The 14,482-nt window shown below is 47.3% G+C and carries 13 protein-coding genes and 1 other annotated feature; of the genes, 5 read left to right on the forward strand and 8 right to left on the reverse strand.

Annotated elements, in window-relative coordinates; genetic code table 11:
• Nucleotides 1–196 precede the first annotated feature (196 nt).
• Nucleotides 197–1,414 (forward strand): MFS transporter, encoded by a 1,218-nt coding sequence (locus MGMO_RS01375; protein WP_023493217.1) that lies wholly within the window; start codon nucleotides 197–199, stop codon nucleotides 1,412–1,414.
• A gap of 69 nt (nucleotides 1,415–1,483) precedes the next feature.
• On the forward strand, nucleotides 1,484–1,711 hold the full coding sequence (locus MGMO_RS01380) for a PepSY domain-containing protein (RefSeq protein WP_023493218.1): 228 nt from the start codon (nucleotides 1,484–1,486) through the stop codon (nucleotides 1,709–1,711).
• A 24-nt stretch (nucleotides 1,712–1,735) separates the two neighbouring features.
• Here the strand turns inward: MGMO_RS01380 and MGMO_RS01385 are convergent, their stop codons facing one another.
• The 5 genes from MGMO_RS01385 to MGMO_RS01405 form a co-directional block, all read right to left on the reverse strand.
• The gene (locus MGMO_RS01385) at nucleotides 1,736–4,579 is read right to left on the reverse strand and encodes a bifunctional diguanylate cyclase/phosphodiesterase (RefSeq protein ID WP_023493219.1); all 2,844 of its coding nucleotides are present in this window, start codon (nucleotides 4,577–4,579) and stop codon (nucleotides 1,736–1,738) included.
• A 504-nt stretch (nucleotides 4,580–5,083) separates the two neighbouring features.
• Nucleotides 5,084–7,900, reverse strand: coding sequence for a bifunctional diguanylate cyclase/phosphodiesterase (locus MGMO_RS01390; RefSeq protein ID WP_023493220.1), 2,817 nt, complete (start codon nucleotides 7,898–7,900; stop codon nucleotides 5,084–5,086).
• 650 nt (nucleotides 7,901–8,550) lie between these two features.
• Nucleotides 8,551–9,591, reverse strand: coding sequence for an MJ1255/VC2487 family glycosyltransferase (locus MGMO_RS01395; protein ID WP_023493222.1), 1,041 nt, complete (start codon nucleotides 9,589–9,591; stop codon nucleotides 8,551–8,553).
• A 3-nt stretch (nucleotides 9,592–9,594) separates the two neighbouring features.
• Nucleotides 9,595–10,116 carry a phosphatase PAP2 family protein gene (locus tag MGMO_RS01400; protein ID WP_023493223.1) on the reverse strand — a complete coding sequence of 174 codons (522 nt, stop codon included), beginning with the start codon at nucleotides 10,114–10,116 and terminating at the stop codon, nucleotides 9,595–9,597.
• A gap of 255 nt (nucleotides 10,117–10,371) precedes the next feature.
• Nucleotides 10,372–10,719: a phenylpyruvate tautomerase MIF-related protein gene (locus MGMO_RS01405; RefSeq protein ID WP_023493224.1), complete on the reverse strand. Its 348-nt coding sequence runs from the start codon at nucleotides 10,717–10,719 to the stop codon at nucleotides 10,372–10,374.
• Nucleotides 10,720–10,839: 120 nt separating this feature from the next.
• Here MGMO_RS01405 and MGMO_RS19825 point away from each other — a divergent pair, with 120 nt between their 5' ends.
• Nucleotides 10,840–11,007 (forward strand): hypothetical protein, encoded by a 168-nt coding sequence (locus tag MGMO_RS19825; RefSeq protein WP_023493225.1) that lies wholly within the window; start codon nucleotides 10,840–10,842, stop codon nucleotides 11,005–11,007.
• 259 nt (nucleotides 11,008–11,266) lie between these two features.
• The gene (locus MGMO_RS19830) at nucleotides 11,267–11,449 is read left to right on the forward strand and encodes a hypothetical protein (RefSeq protein ID WP_161808448.1); all 183 of its coding nucleotides are present in this window, start codon (nucleotides 11,267–11,269) and stop codon (nucleotides 11,447–11,449) included.
• Nucleotides 11,345–11,457, forward strand: a sequence feature (AL1L pseudoknot). It overlaps the preceding gene by 105 nt.
• Before the next feature lie 6 nt (nucleotides 11,458–11,463).
• On the opposite strand, the gene MGMO_RS01410 is transcribed toward MGMO_RS19830, so the two are convergent.
• From MGMO_RS01410 to MGMO_RS01420, 3 genes are all read right to left on the reverse strand, one after another.
• A complete protein-coding gene (locus MGMO_RS01410) occupies nucleotides 11,464–12,141 on the reverse strand; it encodes a 2OG-Fe dioxygenase family protein (RefSeq protein WP_023493226.1) in 678 nt (225 codons plus the stop codon).
• A gap of 99 nt (nucleotides 12,142–12,240) precedes the next feature.
• Entirely contained in the window at nucleotides 12,241–12,426 is a 186-nt protein-coding gene (locus MGMO_RS01415) for a hypothetical protein (RefSeq protein ID WP_036306466.1), read from the reverse strand.
• Complete coding sequence (locus tag MGMO_RS01420) at nucleotides 12,426–13,463, reverse strand: alpha/beta hydrolase (RefSeq protein ID WP_051383944.1); 1,038 nt, start codon at nucleotides 13,461–13,463, stop codon at nucleotides 12,426–12,428. Before MGMO_RS01420 ends, MGMO_RS01415 begins: the two co-directional genes overlap by 1 nt.
• A 480-nt stretch (nucleotides 13,464–13,943) precedes the next feature.
• Here MGMO_RS01420 and MGMO_RS01425 point away from each other — a divergent pair, with 480 nt between their 5' ends.
• Nucleotides 13,944–14,417 carry a Crp/Fnr family transcriptional regulator gene (locus MGMO_RS01425; protein WP_023493228.1) on the forward strand — a complete coding sequence of 158 codons (474 nt, stop codon included), beginning with the start codon at nucleotides 13,944–13,946 and terminating at the stop codon, nucleotides 14,415–14,417.
• Nucleotides 14,418–14,482: the final 65 nt, after the last annotated feature.

Consider the following 14,482-nt stretch of genomic DNA (forward strand, 5'->3'; position numbering starts at 1 on the left):
GTTCGGCCCGCTCGTTGCTGAGTTTCCATAAACGGCAGAAAAAACTGTGCTTTTGAGACAAATAGGGCTTAACTTAATGGCAGTGACGCAGAGCGTGGGAACGATAGAAAACACCGCCGAAAGCGTCATCCTTACGCCTTAATTAGGGCAATTCCATAACCCAGGTTTATTAGCCGTTGCAAGGAGCATAATAGAGATGACGACTATTAACCGATCAGGTATCCACTTTGCCTGGGTTATTCTCGCTGTAACCTTCGCTTGCCTGTTCGTCGCTTCTGCCCTTCGCTCTATCCCCGGCATCATCATGTTGTCCCTGGAGCATGAATTTCACTGGGACAGGGAAACCATCAGCGGTGCGGTTTCGGTCAACCTGTTTTTGTTCGGGCTTGCAGGGCCGTTCTTGGGTCGGTTGATGGATGTGTATGGTGTAAAAGCCATCACTATCCTGATGATTGTCATGGTGACATTGGGGGCAGGCGGCAGTGTCCTGATGCAACAACCTTGGCAATTGTACCTGCTTTGGGGGGTCGTCATCGGCGCAGGTTCGGGCGGGACTTCGATGATCATGGGTTCTGCGGTGGTTAACCGCTGGTTTCATGAACGCCGTGGGTTGGCTTTGGGGATATTGGGCGCGGCGTTTTCGTCCGGGCAATTGATATTTACGCCAGTCCTCATGAAGCTGAATATCCTCGAAGGATGGCGGACGACGACCTTATTTATTGTGGCACTGCTAGCATTGGTTGTATTACCTTTGGTGATATGGCTAATGGCCGATAGCCCCGGTTTAAAGGGGATAAGACCTTACGGCGCAAACGGGCATACGGATACAACCCTTAGCCCTGACCCAAACCCGATGCGTAAAGCAATAGCTAACCCGCAATTCTGGTTACTGGCCTCCAGCTTCGGCATCTGCGGCCTGACCACCTCGGGGCTGTTCCAGACCCATTTAATCACCCACGGCATCGAACATGGCTTCCCCGAAATGACGATGGCGGTCTCATTGGGTTTGATGGGGGCTACGGATATCTTTGGCACGATACTGTCCGGCTGGCTCTGTGACCGCTTCGGCAAACGCTGGCCGCTGGCGGTTTATTACCTGCTTCGGGGCGCAACCTTGCTGCTTTTGCCCTATGTCGAATCGACCGGGCAACTGATGGCGTTTTCTGTCGTTTACGGGCTTAATTGGTTATCGACCATCCCGGCCACATCCGCACTCACCGCCGATTTGTTCGGCAAGCAAAATGTCGGGGTCGTATTCGGATGGATTTGTTTCACCCACCAGGTCGGCGCAGCGATAGCGTCTTACGGCGCAGGCTACCTCCATAACCTAGCGGGAAATTACACCCTGGCCTTTATGGCATCCGGCCTATTCGCCTTTGTGGCAACCGGGCTTGTGGTTTTTATCAAGGAATAGAAAATAAAGTTTGGACTTTACTTTAACTTAGAGGATATTCCTTTAAAAACCCTATTTGTCACGGTTATCATGGCTGGAACTACCGTTAATCTGGCACAAGCAGGTGAATCGAAAGAAAAGGAAGCCAAGGAGCTACAGCTTTTTAGTCAAGCCAAAATTACGTTATCCGAAGCGATCAAAGCTGCTGAACATAAAACTGGCGGTAAGGCCATGGAAGCGGAGATTGACGATGAATCCAACTCCATCCAGTTCGAGGTCGAGGTCCTCAAAGACGGCAATCCAAATCTCCATCAATAAAATGGATGCCGCCGAGTAGCTTTATTACGTAACCCGCTGTTGATCACGCAGTAAATTAACAAACTCGTCCGCTGGTATGGGGCGGCTTTTTAAATAGCCCTGGTAAGTATCGCAGCCGGTTTTCTGCAAAAACACCAGCTGCTCCTGAGTTTCCACACCTTCTGCCAACACTTTGAAACCTAAGATATGCCCCATCGCTACAATGGTAGAGGCAATTTCCATATCGTCTTTATTATGAGGGATCTCGTCGATAAAACTCTTGTCGATTTTAAGTACATCCAATGGGAAATGCTTTAGATGAGCCAGTGACGAATAACCTGTACCGAAGTCATCAATAGCGAGCCGAACGCCCTGGGCATGAAGTTTATTGAGAATAGCCGTTGCGTTATCCTTATTCTCCATCAATCCGCTTTCCGTTATTTCCAGCTCCAATTGTCCTGCCGGAAAGCCGGTTTCGGCCAGCACCAGCGCAACTAAGGCGGTAATATCGCTGCGGCGGAATTGCTGCGGGGAAACATTAACCGCCAGTGTCAACGATGGCAATCCCATATCAAGCCATTTACGGCCTTGGTTACAGGTTTCGCGCAGCACCCATTCGCCTATGTCTACAATCAGGTTGGTTTCTTCGGCAATAGGGATAAATCGGAAAGGAGGGATTAATCCTTCAATAGGATCTTGCCATCGCACGAGCGCCTCTGCCCCAACAATACGTTCACTGGCAATGTCTATTTGCGGTTGGTAGAATACACGTAATTCCTGTTGCTCAATGGCTTTGCGTAGCCGTGCTTCCAATGCGATACGCTCACGGACAGCAACCGKGAGGTCTTCGGAAAAATAAGCAAAACAGCCGCGTCCCAGATCTTTGGCGCGATACAATGCGGCATCTGCACGATCCAATAATATTTCAGCGTTGTCCCCATGCTCTGGATACAGGGCGATACCAATGCTGACGCCAATTCGCACTTCGTCACATTGGGTGAGTTGGAAAGGTTTAGATAAAGCCGCGATAACCTTATTGCTCACCAATGCGGCATTGTCAGTTAGGGTAATGTCTTCAAGCAGTATGACAAACTCATCCCCGCCCCAACGAGCCACCATACTATTCACACGGGCTACGGTATCGACTTTGCGTAATATTGATTTCATGCGTGCCGCAACTTGTTGCAGCAACTCATCTCCCATCCGGTGTCCCAGGCTGTCGTTGACGGCCTTGAAACGATCCAGGTCGAACATTAGCAGTGCCAGATGTGTGTGGTCACGCTCCGCCTTTTCGATAGCGTGGATTAGCCGCTCCAGCAGCAACCGACGGTTGGGGAGTTGGGTCAGTGGGTCATAGAAGGCCAGTTGTTTAATTTGTTCTTCGTTTGATTTCCGCTTGCTGATATTGTGGCTATAGAAAAAACAGTATTCTTTTTTGTCGACAATGATGTAGTTGGCGGTAATCTCTACCGGAATAATCGACCCATCCTTACGCCGATGGCACGATTCAAACGTGTGGGATAGCTTCTTCTTTTTATCTTCCCATTGTTCGGGCCAAGATTCGGCAGAAAAATTGGAGTCAAAAAACCAGATATTCTGGTCAATAAGTTCCTCACGGCTATAGCCAAGGCTTTCGCAGGCACAATCATTGATATCGACCACCTGTCCATGGCTATTAATCCAGAAGAAAGCATTCCTGCTTTTATTGATACCGGCAAAGGCAAAATTTAGTTTTTGTTGGGTCAGGGCATAGTCGCTGTTGTCCCAATTAGTGCCAATCAACCGTATCACCTTACCGGCCTGATCCTTGATGACCTGGGCATTCCCTTTGATGTAGCCTATATCCCCGTCTGGCAAGATTATACGAAACTCGGTATTGTATTCTTTAATACCGGCAATGGCATCTTGCAACGCCGCCTCGGTTGCCGCCTTGTCCTCGGGATGCAAGCGTGTCGACCAAGCATCATAAGCCCCCGAAAAATCGTCCTTCCGAACCCTATACAAAGCAAACATGGTATCGTCCCAGACCAGCGTATTGTTTTGTGGATCATAATCCCATATCCCAATCTGGCCTGTAGCAATGGCAATTTTAAAGCGCTCTTCACTATCACGTAGCTGTCTTGTCACCTGCCGGTTACGTGATAGTGAAGCAAGAAATAATGTGGCCAAGGCCATAAACACCGTAGCGAGGATAATGCAGATAGCAAGGGTTTTGTTATCGAGGCCTGCAGGAGGCAATGTATCAGTAGGGTCGCGCACAAAGTAGGCAGCAGACATAGCGGTATAATGCATGCCGGATATCGCTCCGCCCATAATGATAGCGACGACCGCATTGCCCTTTTTATTTAGAAGGATCTCATCGCCCCTCACACGTAATGCGATGTAGGATAGTATAACGGCCACGAGGATCGATAATGCGAACAGATAGGGGTTATAGCCCACGAAACCTTCTATTCGTACGGCTGTCATCCCCGTATAGTGCATCATTCCGATGCCTGCGCCAAGCAAGAGGCTGCTGGCGACGTGTGGAAGATTTTTGACCCTATAATGCCAAATACCCAATGCAACGCCACTGGCCAAGATGGAGGGCAACATCGAGATTAAGGTTATGGCCAAATCGTAGTGGATAACGCAGGGCAACCTCAATGCCATCATACCGATGAAATGCATCGACCAAATGCCTAGACCCAAAGTGGCAGCGCTAATCATTGACCAGATCAGTTTGGGCGCTGCTTCATCAAAATGCTTGATGCGTGTGCAGGCATTTAATGCCGCAAAGGATGCGAGAATAGCGAGAAGCACGGAGACGATAACCAATATTGGGCTGTAAGAGCCGATGTAAACGTCGGCTTCTGGTGGCGTTGGCAGAAAGCGGAGCATGTTACCCATATTTAGATGAGTGACCTAATTAAGAAGAGGTTTAAATGACTGGGCCATTGAAAGAAACAAGAATTGAAAAAGTCAGCATTCTATTCTAGTCCAAAATATGACAAATATTTTTCTTTTGAGCTTGCCTCGGGCTAGCTGACACTCTGTTAAGGACGTAACCTTTGAGCCCGAGTGACCCAAAAAGAAACCAGTAACGCAATGGAGCAAGTACTCGAAGATACTGATCGTGATCAAATCCCCAAGTGGGACGGGATTTTGAGCTTGAAGCCGACATTCTATGCATCGCAGGTGAAATACTGTCAAGCAAGGGGGCTACTTTGAAGGTTTAAACTAGATAACGACCAAGTCTATCGTTTTTTGCATATAGCTAGACTTTCACAATCTTTGCACACGACCAATCCCACCAACGTCATCCATTTCGGCCAATTGTACGAACTGTTCTTCTACGTTGCATACCCTATTTCATCGACTCAATATCTAGTCTTAGCGGGTATTCCCATTCCGTTACCCATCTCCCTGTTGCTCAAGCAATAACTCGGCAAATTCTTCTGCTGGTATGGGGCGACTTTTGATATAGCCCTGATACACATCGCAACCGGCTTTCTGTAAGAACGCCAATTGCTCCGGTGTTTCCACGCCTTCCGCCAACACTTTAAACCCTAAGGTATGCCCCATCGCCACAATGGTGGCTGCAATTTCCATGTCATCTTTGTTATGGGGAATTTCGTCGATAAAACTTTTGTCAATTTTCAGCACATCCAGGGGGAAATGCTTCAGGTAAGCCAGCGATGAATAACCGGTGCCGAAGTCGTCAATGGCAAGGCGGACGCCTTGGGCATGGAGGTTGTTGAGGATGTTAGTGGCATTGTCCTGGTTCGCCATCAACCCGCTTTCGGTTATTTCCAATTCCAGTTGTCCGGCTGGAAAACCGGTTTCAGCCAGTACCGTAGCGACTAAAGCATTAATGTCGCTGCGCCGGAATTGGTGTGGGGAAACATTGACCGCCAAGGTCATCGGTGGCAACCCCATATCTAGCCACAGCCGACCTTGGCGACAGGTTTCCCGTAGCACCCACTCGCCAATCTTTACAATCAAACTGGATTCTTCGGCAATCGGAATAAAAAGGGAGGGTGGGATTAGCCCCTCATCAGGGTCTTGCCAGCGCACCAAGGCCTCGGCCCCTACCATACGGCCACTGGCAATATCAATTTGTGGTTGGTAGTACACGCGCAGTTCCTGGTGCCCAATCGCCCTACGCAAGCGGGCCTCCAGCGCAATCCGCTCGCGGATGGCACGGGTGATCTCCTCCGAAAAATAGGCAATGCCACCACGCCCCTGATCTTTGGAAAGATACAATGCAGCGTCAACGTAATCCAGCAATAGTTCAGCGTTGTCTGCGTGTTGTGGGTACAGGCAGATACCAATGCTGGCGCCAATCCGCACATCGTCACTTTGGAGGAGCTGGAAAGGTTTGGTTAGTTCGGCGTGGATTTCTTCAGCGATCCGCCCAGCATCGTCCGGATGGGTAATGTTTTCCAGCAACACGATAAATTCATCGCCACCCCAACGGGCAATCGTGTCGACAGCACGCAGCCGAGTTTTAAGCCTTACTGCAACCAGTTGCAGTAACTGGTCACCCGCCTGATGGCCATAACTATCGTTGACGGCTTTAAAACGATCAAGGTCGAGCATCAGCATGGCCAGTTGCCTGCCTTCTCGCCGGGCTAGCTCGATGCCATATTTTAGCCGCTCCATCAACAGCCGACGGTTGGGAAGCTGGGTAAGCGGATCAAAGAAGGCCAGTTTTTTTATCTTTTCTTCGGCTAACTTACGCTCAGTGATATCGATATGGGTGCAAACATAATGGGAAACGACGCCATTGTGCCCTTTCGCCGACGTGATAACTAACCAATTGGGATAAATTTCACCATTTTTGCGCCGCTCCCAAATTTCGCCTTGCCATGAGCCGGTGTGCTCGACACTCTCCCACATTACGGTATAAAAGGCCTCATCATGTTGCCCTGATTTGAGCATGTCCATGTGTTGGCCCACCGTTTCATCTGCCGTGTAGTCGGTAGATTCAGTGAAAGCCTTGTTGACCTGCATTATGATACGGTCGGCATCGGTGATAACCATTGCCTCCTGGGTCTCGAAAGCGGTGGCGGCGATACGAAGCTGGATCTCTGCTTGTTTGCGCTCAGTGATGTCTATCGCCGAGCCGATGTAACCGGTAAATTTACCGCCATCATTAAAGGTGGGTATCGCTTTGTCCAAAATCCAGTGCCATGACCCGTCCGCACCATAGATACGGTATTCAGTTTTAATGGGTTCCTTGCATTGGGTGTCTTGATAAAACCGCACGAAAGCCGAACCCCTGTCATCTGGGTGTACCAACTTAATCCACTCTCCATAAACCATGTGTGTGACTTCTAGCCCCGTTAAATCCCGCCAGGATTGATTGACGAAAGTGGAATCCCCATTTTCATCGGTAATCCAAATTAAAATGGATGCGTTGTTGGCTACCCTGCGAAAACGCTCCTCACTTGCGTGTAACGCAGCCTCTGCTTGCTTTTGAAGGGTGACATCGCGCAAGGCGCTGGCCATAAAAAGGCCTTGTTCAGTTTGGATGGGACTAAAACTGATGTCGACATCAATTTCATTGTTGTCTTTTTTTTGCCACAGCACCACCCGCCCTGTCCCCATTGTCCTGTTAAAAGGTGCTTTGGGCATTTGTTGCCTTAGGGCAGCTTGGTCACCACGAAAATATTCAGGCAGTAAAACCTCTATCGATTCCCCCATCAATTCATCACCCTTATAGCCCAACAATGTCTCAGCCTGCCGGTTGACCATGGTAATGATGCCCTGGTCGTTGCTGATTAACATAGCGTCCGGCGTAGCATTGAAGATGGCACGAAGATAGGTTTCGTTTGTTTTCAATTCGTTAGGGCTAGGCAGTTGCAATAGTTTTGGGATCAACGGCCAAATTAGTGCGGCGGTCACAAGCGATACGAGCGCTGCGGCAAATTTGACTAGCCCATCCAGCCAATAATCCGGATGCCAAATTGTCCAGATGCTCATTAAATGGGTGGCGCCGCATAAAAGGATGAACATACCAAACAACGCAAACACCCAACGGTAAGCCAGGTCAGTTCGTTTATGGACGAAATACAACAACGCAAATGTGATGGAAAAATAAGCGGTCGCAATGCTTGCATCGCTAAGGATATGCAACCACAACATTGAAGGTAGCCAGAGATAACAAGCCCCGTGCGGCATAAAGCTGTTAGTGTTGGCTAATAATTCATTAAGCCAGGTTGACATTCGTCCCTCCGTTAATCATGTTACGTTTAGCGAGCAGCCCAATTTATATAATATAGTGCATACTTGCCATCACGAGGATAGACCCGGTCAGATGAAGCGCCTTGCAAACATCCAGTATGGGCATAAAGCTTGTAGCGTGGAAACCGCCTTCGGGCAGTCACAGAGGTTGATAGGTTCGGTTACCTAAAGAGAGGCAGTTTCGGCGAGCTACTTCATCATGCCGTATATTACTACGGTCTGTAAAGAGCCACCTGCAACCTAAAATTCAACCCACGCGTCATCTTCCTATTTGCGCGGTGAGCTTGCGACGCTTGCTTTCAGTTGAGGCGCAGGTTTGGGCTTGAGCACAGAAAGGCCGGAGGGGACGACGTTGCACAGGTAAACGGATACCGGAATCGAGAATCGAGGCGGAACAATGAGACTGTTTGCGCTAAGGTCTCGACCTAGTTCACTTGGTCGATGCCGGAGCTTTGTACTGCGGGGACAAGAGGAACAATTCGAATTATTTTTTAAAGCGGATGCCCACAACTACTGTGGGATATGGTTGGATTATATAGGTAGATATTTATACAACCCAATGATTAAAAAGAGTTTAAAAGAATCACGAGGGTTTGGGCAGGGCCTCAGTTACACGGTTGGCTTGAATACCTCTAATTGTGGATATGCTTAATATCTACCGTATTCCAAATACCCTCGACATAATCGGCAGTCATCTCAGGCATGCCATTTTGTATCCACTCGACCAAATTCCTTGCGGTATTGGGATAGCTGACCTGGATGGCATTGGCATTGTGTAGCCAGTGGTCAATTGCCGCAACATCCAAGTCATGCATGACTTGCCCATAGCCTAGCTGGTGCAATGCCGCAGCATTCGAGATTTGTTCCATTTGGGCATGTAACGGCTTTGCGAGAATTTTTATCCCCATCTGCAAGGCCTCACTGGCAAGCTCAAATCCGGCATTACTGATGATGCCAGCGCAATCAACGAGGTCTTGTTGAAAACCTTCCCGCGACAACGGCTTGCAAACAACAAAATCAGACGGGGACGGCACAATATCCGCCGTGTAGATGTGGAACTCAAAGTTCTTAAAAGGTATCAAATGGTCAATGACTATCTTAGTATCTTCAAAGGGAAGATACACAATGATTTTTTTTTTGTTGATTTTTTTCGACAGTTCTTTTGTTTCGATCACGGGCGGGAGCACGGGTTGCCCGAAATGATGCCAATGCAAACCCACACCGATGTCCACAGGCGCGTAGTATTTCATCACTAAATCGGCTATTGGGTCAGAACCTTCCCGAGGAATTTTATGGTTGAATGCGTATTGATGCCCGATTCCCAACACACGTATGCCTTGGGATTTGGCGGCCCAGGCGGTAACCGGTTCAAAATCGCTGATAACCAAGTCATAACCTTTTAAATCAAGTTCTTTGACTTCCTTGATGAAAGTAATTGGCTTGGAAGTCAACAGTGATTTTATATAGCTGACTTGCCCTTTATTAAAGGAAAACGTCAGTCCGTGACGCAATTGATAGCCATTAAAAATATCCATGTCAAAATATTTGTCAAAGGCACGGCCCGTAAACTGGAAATCAACTTCAATGCCTGCCTTGAACAGTTCTTTTGCCATGACCCTGGCACGGGTTATGTGACCGTTGCCGGTACCTTGAACGCCATAAAATAGTCGCATTAATTAAGTTATTTGACCGATACTAAAGAGCGCGATTGTAACACCCATAGCACAGCCCACCAAAATATCGGTGGGGAAATGCACGCCTAATGCCACACGGGAAAAACCGACCAAGCCTGCCCAGCAGCAAAGCGGTATCAATAGAAGGGGGAAAAAATGACCCAGCAAAACCGCCATCACAAAGGCAGCGGAAGTGTGCCCAGATGGGAAAGAGAACTTATCTGAAGGCCTGATAAAACTATGGAAATTTTTTAAGGCGGCTTCGGGACGGTTACGCTTGAAGCCATTTTTTAAGACAAAATAGACTGGCCTTTCAATAGCGAAAGCCAATAAAACAGATTGCAGCAACAGATTTTGTGAACCATATTCCCAATATTGCAAAGCCATAACCAAAACATATAGCCCACCGTCGCCCGTCCGCGAAACATAGCGGGAAACCTTGGCCAACGTATTATGGATACTGGCGTTAATCAGCCAGGAGAACATAAAAACATCGTATTTGTGAATCGCATAAAGCAGTTTCATCTCGTCCTCCCAAGGGTTTGTCTTGGTTTGACCGGCTACAATTTTGACGTAACCACTCCCCAAGAGTCCACCAACGATTTAGAATTCAAAGATGCAGGTTAATGCTTTTTTATGACAAGAACGTGACCGATTTTTGAAGATTATATGACAGTTTACGCAAAGCCGATTTCCCGTTTTGATTCGGCATAACTAGGCTTGAAGCAGATAAGTCTTTCTATCAAATCGATTGCCATTCAAGCAACTGTCATATCGACACTATCCGAATGTCGAGCCATTCCAACCCCAGAACTCTCCTGGGCAGTTGCTAAACTCGATATAAATGCGGTCACCATCCACTTGCAGGCTTTCTTTCAATAGCTTGCTTACTGCCGCAGAGATTGATTTTGCCTGGCTTGCACTCAACCCTATGCTTTTGCATTCCAAGTAGGCTATCGATCCGCCCGTACCAGCGAACAGCATTGCCTTGTTTTCCACCAGTTCGACTAAGACATAGCGTTCCGGCTTTCCCGTTTCCTGTGCCATCAATTTAGACAGGTCGCTTAACAATTTGGGTGATTGCTGGTCAGTGATAGTCACGTTCGTATTTAGCTTAAGGTAAGGCATTGTTAACTCACATAAACAATAAAGAGGATAGCTTATAAGAAACTTACTAAGATTTCAAAAAACATCTTATCCTTTTCAAGACCATAATTATGACTGACCGCATTATATCCCTTTTACAGGATGCAGAACGGGGCATCGTTTACCGACATGCCCAAACCCTTGCTTTTCTTGCAGCGCCTATTGCTCAAACGCCCTGGCGATGACCGCGAAGTACTCGCCTATATACCGATCATCGGTCTTGCGGCTGTCCTAGCGGCTGCTGATGAGGGTAGGCCAGGAATCATGTAAAAAACCCATAAAATGGCATTAACTTCATGATTCTAATAAGTCATATCGCCCCCGCAAAGCGGTGGGCTTGACCGCTGTTAGCAGTCCCAAGGACTGCCATTGTTAAGTTAAAATAAGCGGGGTGACTTTAATGTTTCAATACGCGTCGTGGTCATAGAAAACCTAGCTAAATGGCTAGACAACCATAAAGAACAAGCAAAAAAAGAATATGATTTGGCAAACTAATCGCACGATAAGCATATATAAATGGTTTATTTTTATGATATTTTCACTCCGTACAGGTATTTTAGACACCGACGGGAAAGCTCAATGCCAATGTACGATATTTTCCTGTTTGCGCTGTTTTCGGCTAGGCGGAGTTCGACCATCCGCCCAAGCGATGACGGCGTTCATTGACGGTCACCGCGATGTTTACGGGGTCGGGCCGATTGACAGGGGGTAATGGCCCTCTTTGGCTCACCCCTTGAACCCCAATATGATGATGTCGCGATGGCCGCCTTCCTGGGTGATGTTCAACTCCGTGACACTGTGAAACATTTTATCATCCCGGAAGAACAAGCCATCCATTGGGTTTGTCATATCGATCTCCTTAAAAACCGTTCCCTCTTTCTTTTCTTTGTGCAACCTTAAAACTCCTCCTGCAACATCGACCTTGTCGATGAGATAAGTAACGGTATAATCAACCATATCCCGGTGCACAGGAAATTCTTCCATGTACACGTCATAGCCAGCCATCATGAGTTTGATGACATAGGCGGTATCGATACCTGTCGGTAAGTGCTTAGCGGTGCTTTGAATGATGTCATCGAGAAAGCTATTTCCCAGGCTCTTCGTAGAATTCCCATCGAGGAAGTCCTGACTCAACACCTCTATAGGCAAAGAGGGCATCTGTTTGTATAAACCGGTTTTTTCCTTGAGTTGGAATGTCCCATCATCATAGCTGAATTCACAAAAGCCGAACCCTCGTTTAACCCCATCTCCGGGTTGTCGTTCCAGTTTTCGAAAACTTCCTTTGAGAACATCGAAACTTATTTTTGCCTGCTCGTCGAGTTCTACATCCTTGCTGGAAATAACGACGTAATAAGGATCTTGGCTCAACGCATCGCTGATGTTGCCATTAATATTGATAGGCATTGATTTTCTCCTTTAGTGGAATGGGGAACCGTCTTGTTTCGGAATGGCATATCCGTTCAAACGATAGAACATAGGATCTTGCTTGTCAATCGAACACGGCTATGATCGATAGTGCCGCAGGCCGGCAAATGCAAACGATAGGGCGATCACAATAAACATGATCGGTGCATCCACTTGTGGCCAGTCCTTATCGTCATGTTGGCTGTTGTCGGGGTGTTTGCTTCCACCCTCGGTATGCCCTGTCTCGTGGTTACGTTGCTGTAAGCAACGATTATAGGCAAACACTATCCTTTTGATATGCCAGATTTGTTAAAACCACCCTCTTCGGTAGGTCGCAGTATGCGAAGCCTATTTTTGGCAATTTTATCAGCGCCGGAAAGCAGTTGACCTGATCCTCGAGAATCAATCCAAGCCGTGATGTCTCGCCAAAGCATCGGTGCATGCAAGTCACGTAACAGCATATGGTAACCATCAGGGTAAAACCCAACGGTTTTTCCCTTTGTGCCGCCGGTAAACAGCCGCTGTATAAAGCTATATACCGCCTCTTTCGGCAAAATGTAGTCTTTCTCCCCGTAGAGCAAGAAGACGTTGCCGCTAATAAAGCTTGCGTTATAAAAAGCTTTATCCATCAAGTCGACCAAGCCGTACAACGCTTCAACCCGGGTCTTCCTGAGCACTAGCGGATCATCATCCAAGGCATGCACCATGTCCCGGTTATCGGACAGTTTCACTGCAACGCTCTCGCCACTTAAGGCAACCCAAGGCACCGTGTGGGCTAGGAGCCATAACAACCCCGTTTGGTACCAAGGCATGGTTTCTCGAGACCAAACGGCAGGGGCGACCAATATAAACCCATCAACCTTCGGCATCCGGGCATCTCTGGCTGCTGCAATGACTAAGGCGCCACCCATACTTTCACCCAATAAGTATATGGGCACTCCCGGGTATTTTTGTTTTATCAACCGGACAAAACTCTGTAAATCCTTGGTATAAGTTTCCGTACCTGCCCAATACCCCCTACGCAGCGATGCGCCGAATCCACGCTGGTCATAAGCAAAGCAAGCGATACCCCGTTTGCTGAAATATTCAGCGGGCTGATGAAAGAAATGGCTGTAATCATTAAAGCCATGTAAACCGATAATGACTGCCTTGACTGTTCCAACAGTGGGTAACCAGCGACGTAATGGGAGATATGAGCCATCTTCAGTGAGAAAATATTGATCGTGTAATTCTGCGGGATTCCTATCCGCTTCGGACGGGTAAGACCCCGGTTTACAACCGACTATCAACAGGCTAATCAGCAAGGTAAAAAGTGTTCTCATATCTACTGTAACGAACCACCCAAAAGTTCTGTTTAACAAAACAGCGCGTAGTAAGGTAGAAGAAGCTTGATTTACTGGATAAACGTCCCTAAGACAACGCTGACCAATATAAAGTTTTCCACCTGTATCAATTGACACAATTGACCGAAAGGGCATAAGTTTCTACGAAGTCCGACTTAAATTTCAATGAGCGATATGATCTTTAAAAACGGCACGATGCTGACTGGAAAAAATTCAAACAAGCACCAAGGAATTTTACGACATCTTATAGGTCATATAACCGGCATTGATTTATTAGCGTGCCAAATTATTTATTGTTACTAATTATATTTAATACATCCGGTATGTCATCCTTTGGTTTTAAATCTGGAAGGACGTGGTTTTTCATCCGAATGTTATAGACATTTTAATTATTAATGAGGAGAGTATGATGAAAATAATATTAAAGCCTTCGTAAACATTGCTTAGGGGAGGTTTAAAATGGGCAATCAACTTATTGTGGAGTACCTGTCGGCTCACGAGTTTTTTTCTGGGCTTAGTGAGGAAACACTCAAATATCTATGTGAGTATTCGAGTGAATTTGCCATAAAAAAAGGACAAATCCTGTTTCAGCAAGGCGAAAACGCTGATAAGTTTTATGTTGTCCGTAACGGTCGCATTGCCATACAAATGCCGGCGATAATCGGGCCTAGTTTGGAGATCCAGACGTTGGGTAAAGACCAGGTTTTGGGCTGGTCTTGGCTGATATCGCCTTATAAATGGAACTTTCAAGCCATGCCAGAAGAGGACTCCGAATTGCTTATGTTCGACGGCACTACCATACTGGCGCGATGCGAGAAGGAGCCGAAATTCGGCTATGAACTGCTAAAGAAATTTGCCGCATTGATGTCGGTTCGCCTGGATGCGGCGCGCCAGAAGATGATGGATGAATGGAATCCAGCCGGATTTGCCTAATACTACGCCAATATTATGGTGCTGATCGATAATTTAGGAGAACACAAGCAGAATAGTAGCCACAT

The sequence above is a fragment of the Methyloglobulus morosus KoM1 genome, assembly GCF_000496735.2.
In the GTDB taxonomy this organism is placed as follows: Bacteria; Pseudomonadota; Gammaproteobacteria; order Methylococcales; family Methylomonadaceae; genus Methyloglobulus; species Methyloglobulus morosus.

Bases quoted from the DNA above. Each gene is read 5' to 3' on its own strand.
- MGMO_RS01405 (WP_023493224.1), bottom strand. From the start codon at position 10,719: ATGCCTTACCTTAAGCTAAATACGAACGTGACTATCACTGACCAGCAA.
- MGMO_RS01420 (WP_051383944.1), bottom strand. From the start codon at position 13,463: ATGAGAACACTTTTTACCTTGCTGATTAGCCTGTTGATAGTCGGTTGT.
- MGMO_RS01425 (WP_023493228.1), top strand. From the start codon at position 13,944: ATGGGCAATCAACTTATTGTGGAGTACCTGTCGGCTCACGAGTTTTTT.
- MGMO_RS01395 (WP_023493222.1), bottom strand. From the start codon at position 9,591: ATGCGACTATTTTATGGCGTTCAAGGTACCGGCAACGGTCACATAACC.
- MGMO_RS19830 (WP_161808448.1), top strand. From the start codon at position 11,267: ATGATATTTTCACTCCGTACAGGTATTTTAGACACCGACGGGAAAGCT.
- MGMO_RS01380 (WP_023493218.1), top strand. From the start codon at position 1,484: ATGGCTGGAACTACCGTTAATCTGGCACAAGCAGGTGAATCGAAAGAA.
- MGMO_RS01390 (WP_023493220.1), bottom strand. From the start codon at position 7,900: ATGTCAACCTGGCTTAATGAATTATTAGCCAACACTAACAGCTTTATG.
- MGMO_RS19825 (WP_023493225.1), top strand. From the start codon at position 10,840: ATGCAGAACGGGGCATCGTTTACCGACATGCCCAAACCCTTGCTTTTC.
- MGMO_RS01410 (WP_023493226.1), bottom strand. From the start codon at position 12,141: ATGCCTATCAATATTAATGGCAACATCAGCGATGCGTTGAGCCAAGAT.
- MGMO_RS01375 (WP_023493217.1), top strand. From the start codon at position 197: ATGACGACTATTAACCGATCAGGTATCCACTTTGCCTGGGTTATTCTC.
- MGMO_RS01400 (WP_023493223.1), bottom strand. From the start codon at position 10,116: ATGAAACTGCTTTATGCGATTCACAAATACGATGTTTTTATGTTCTCC.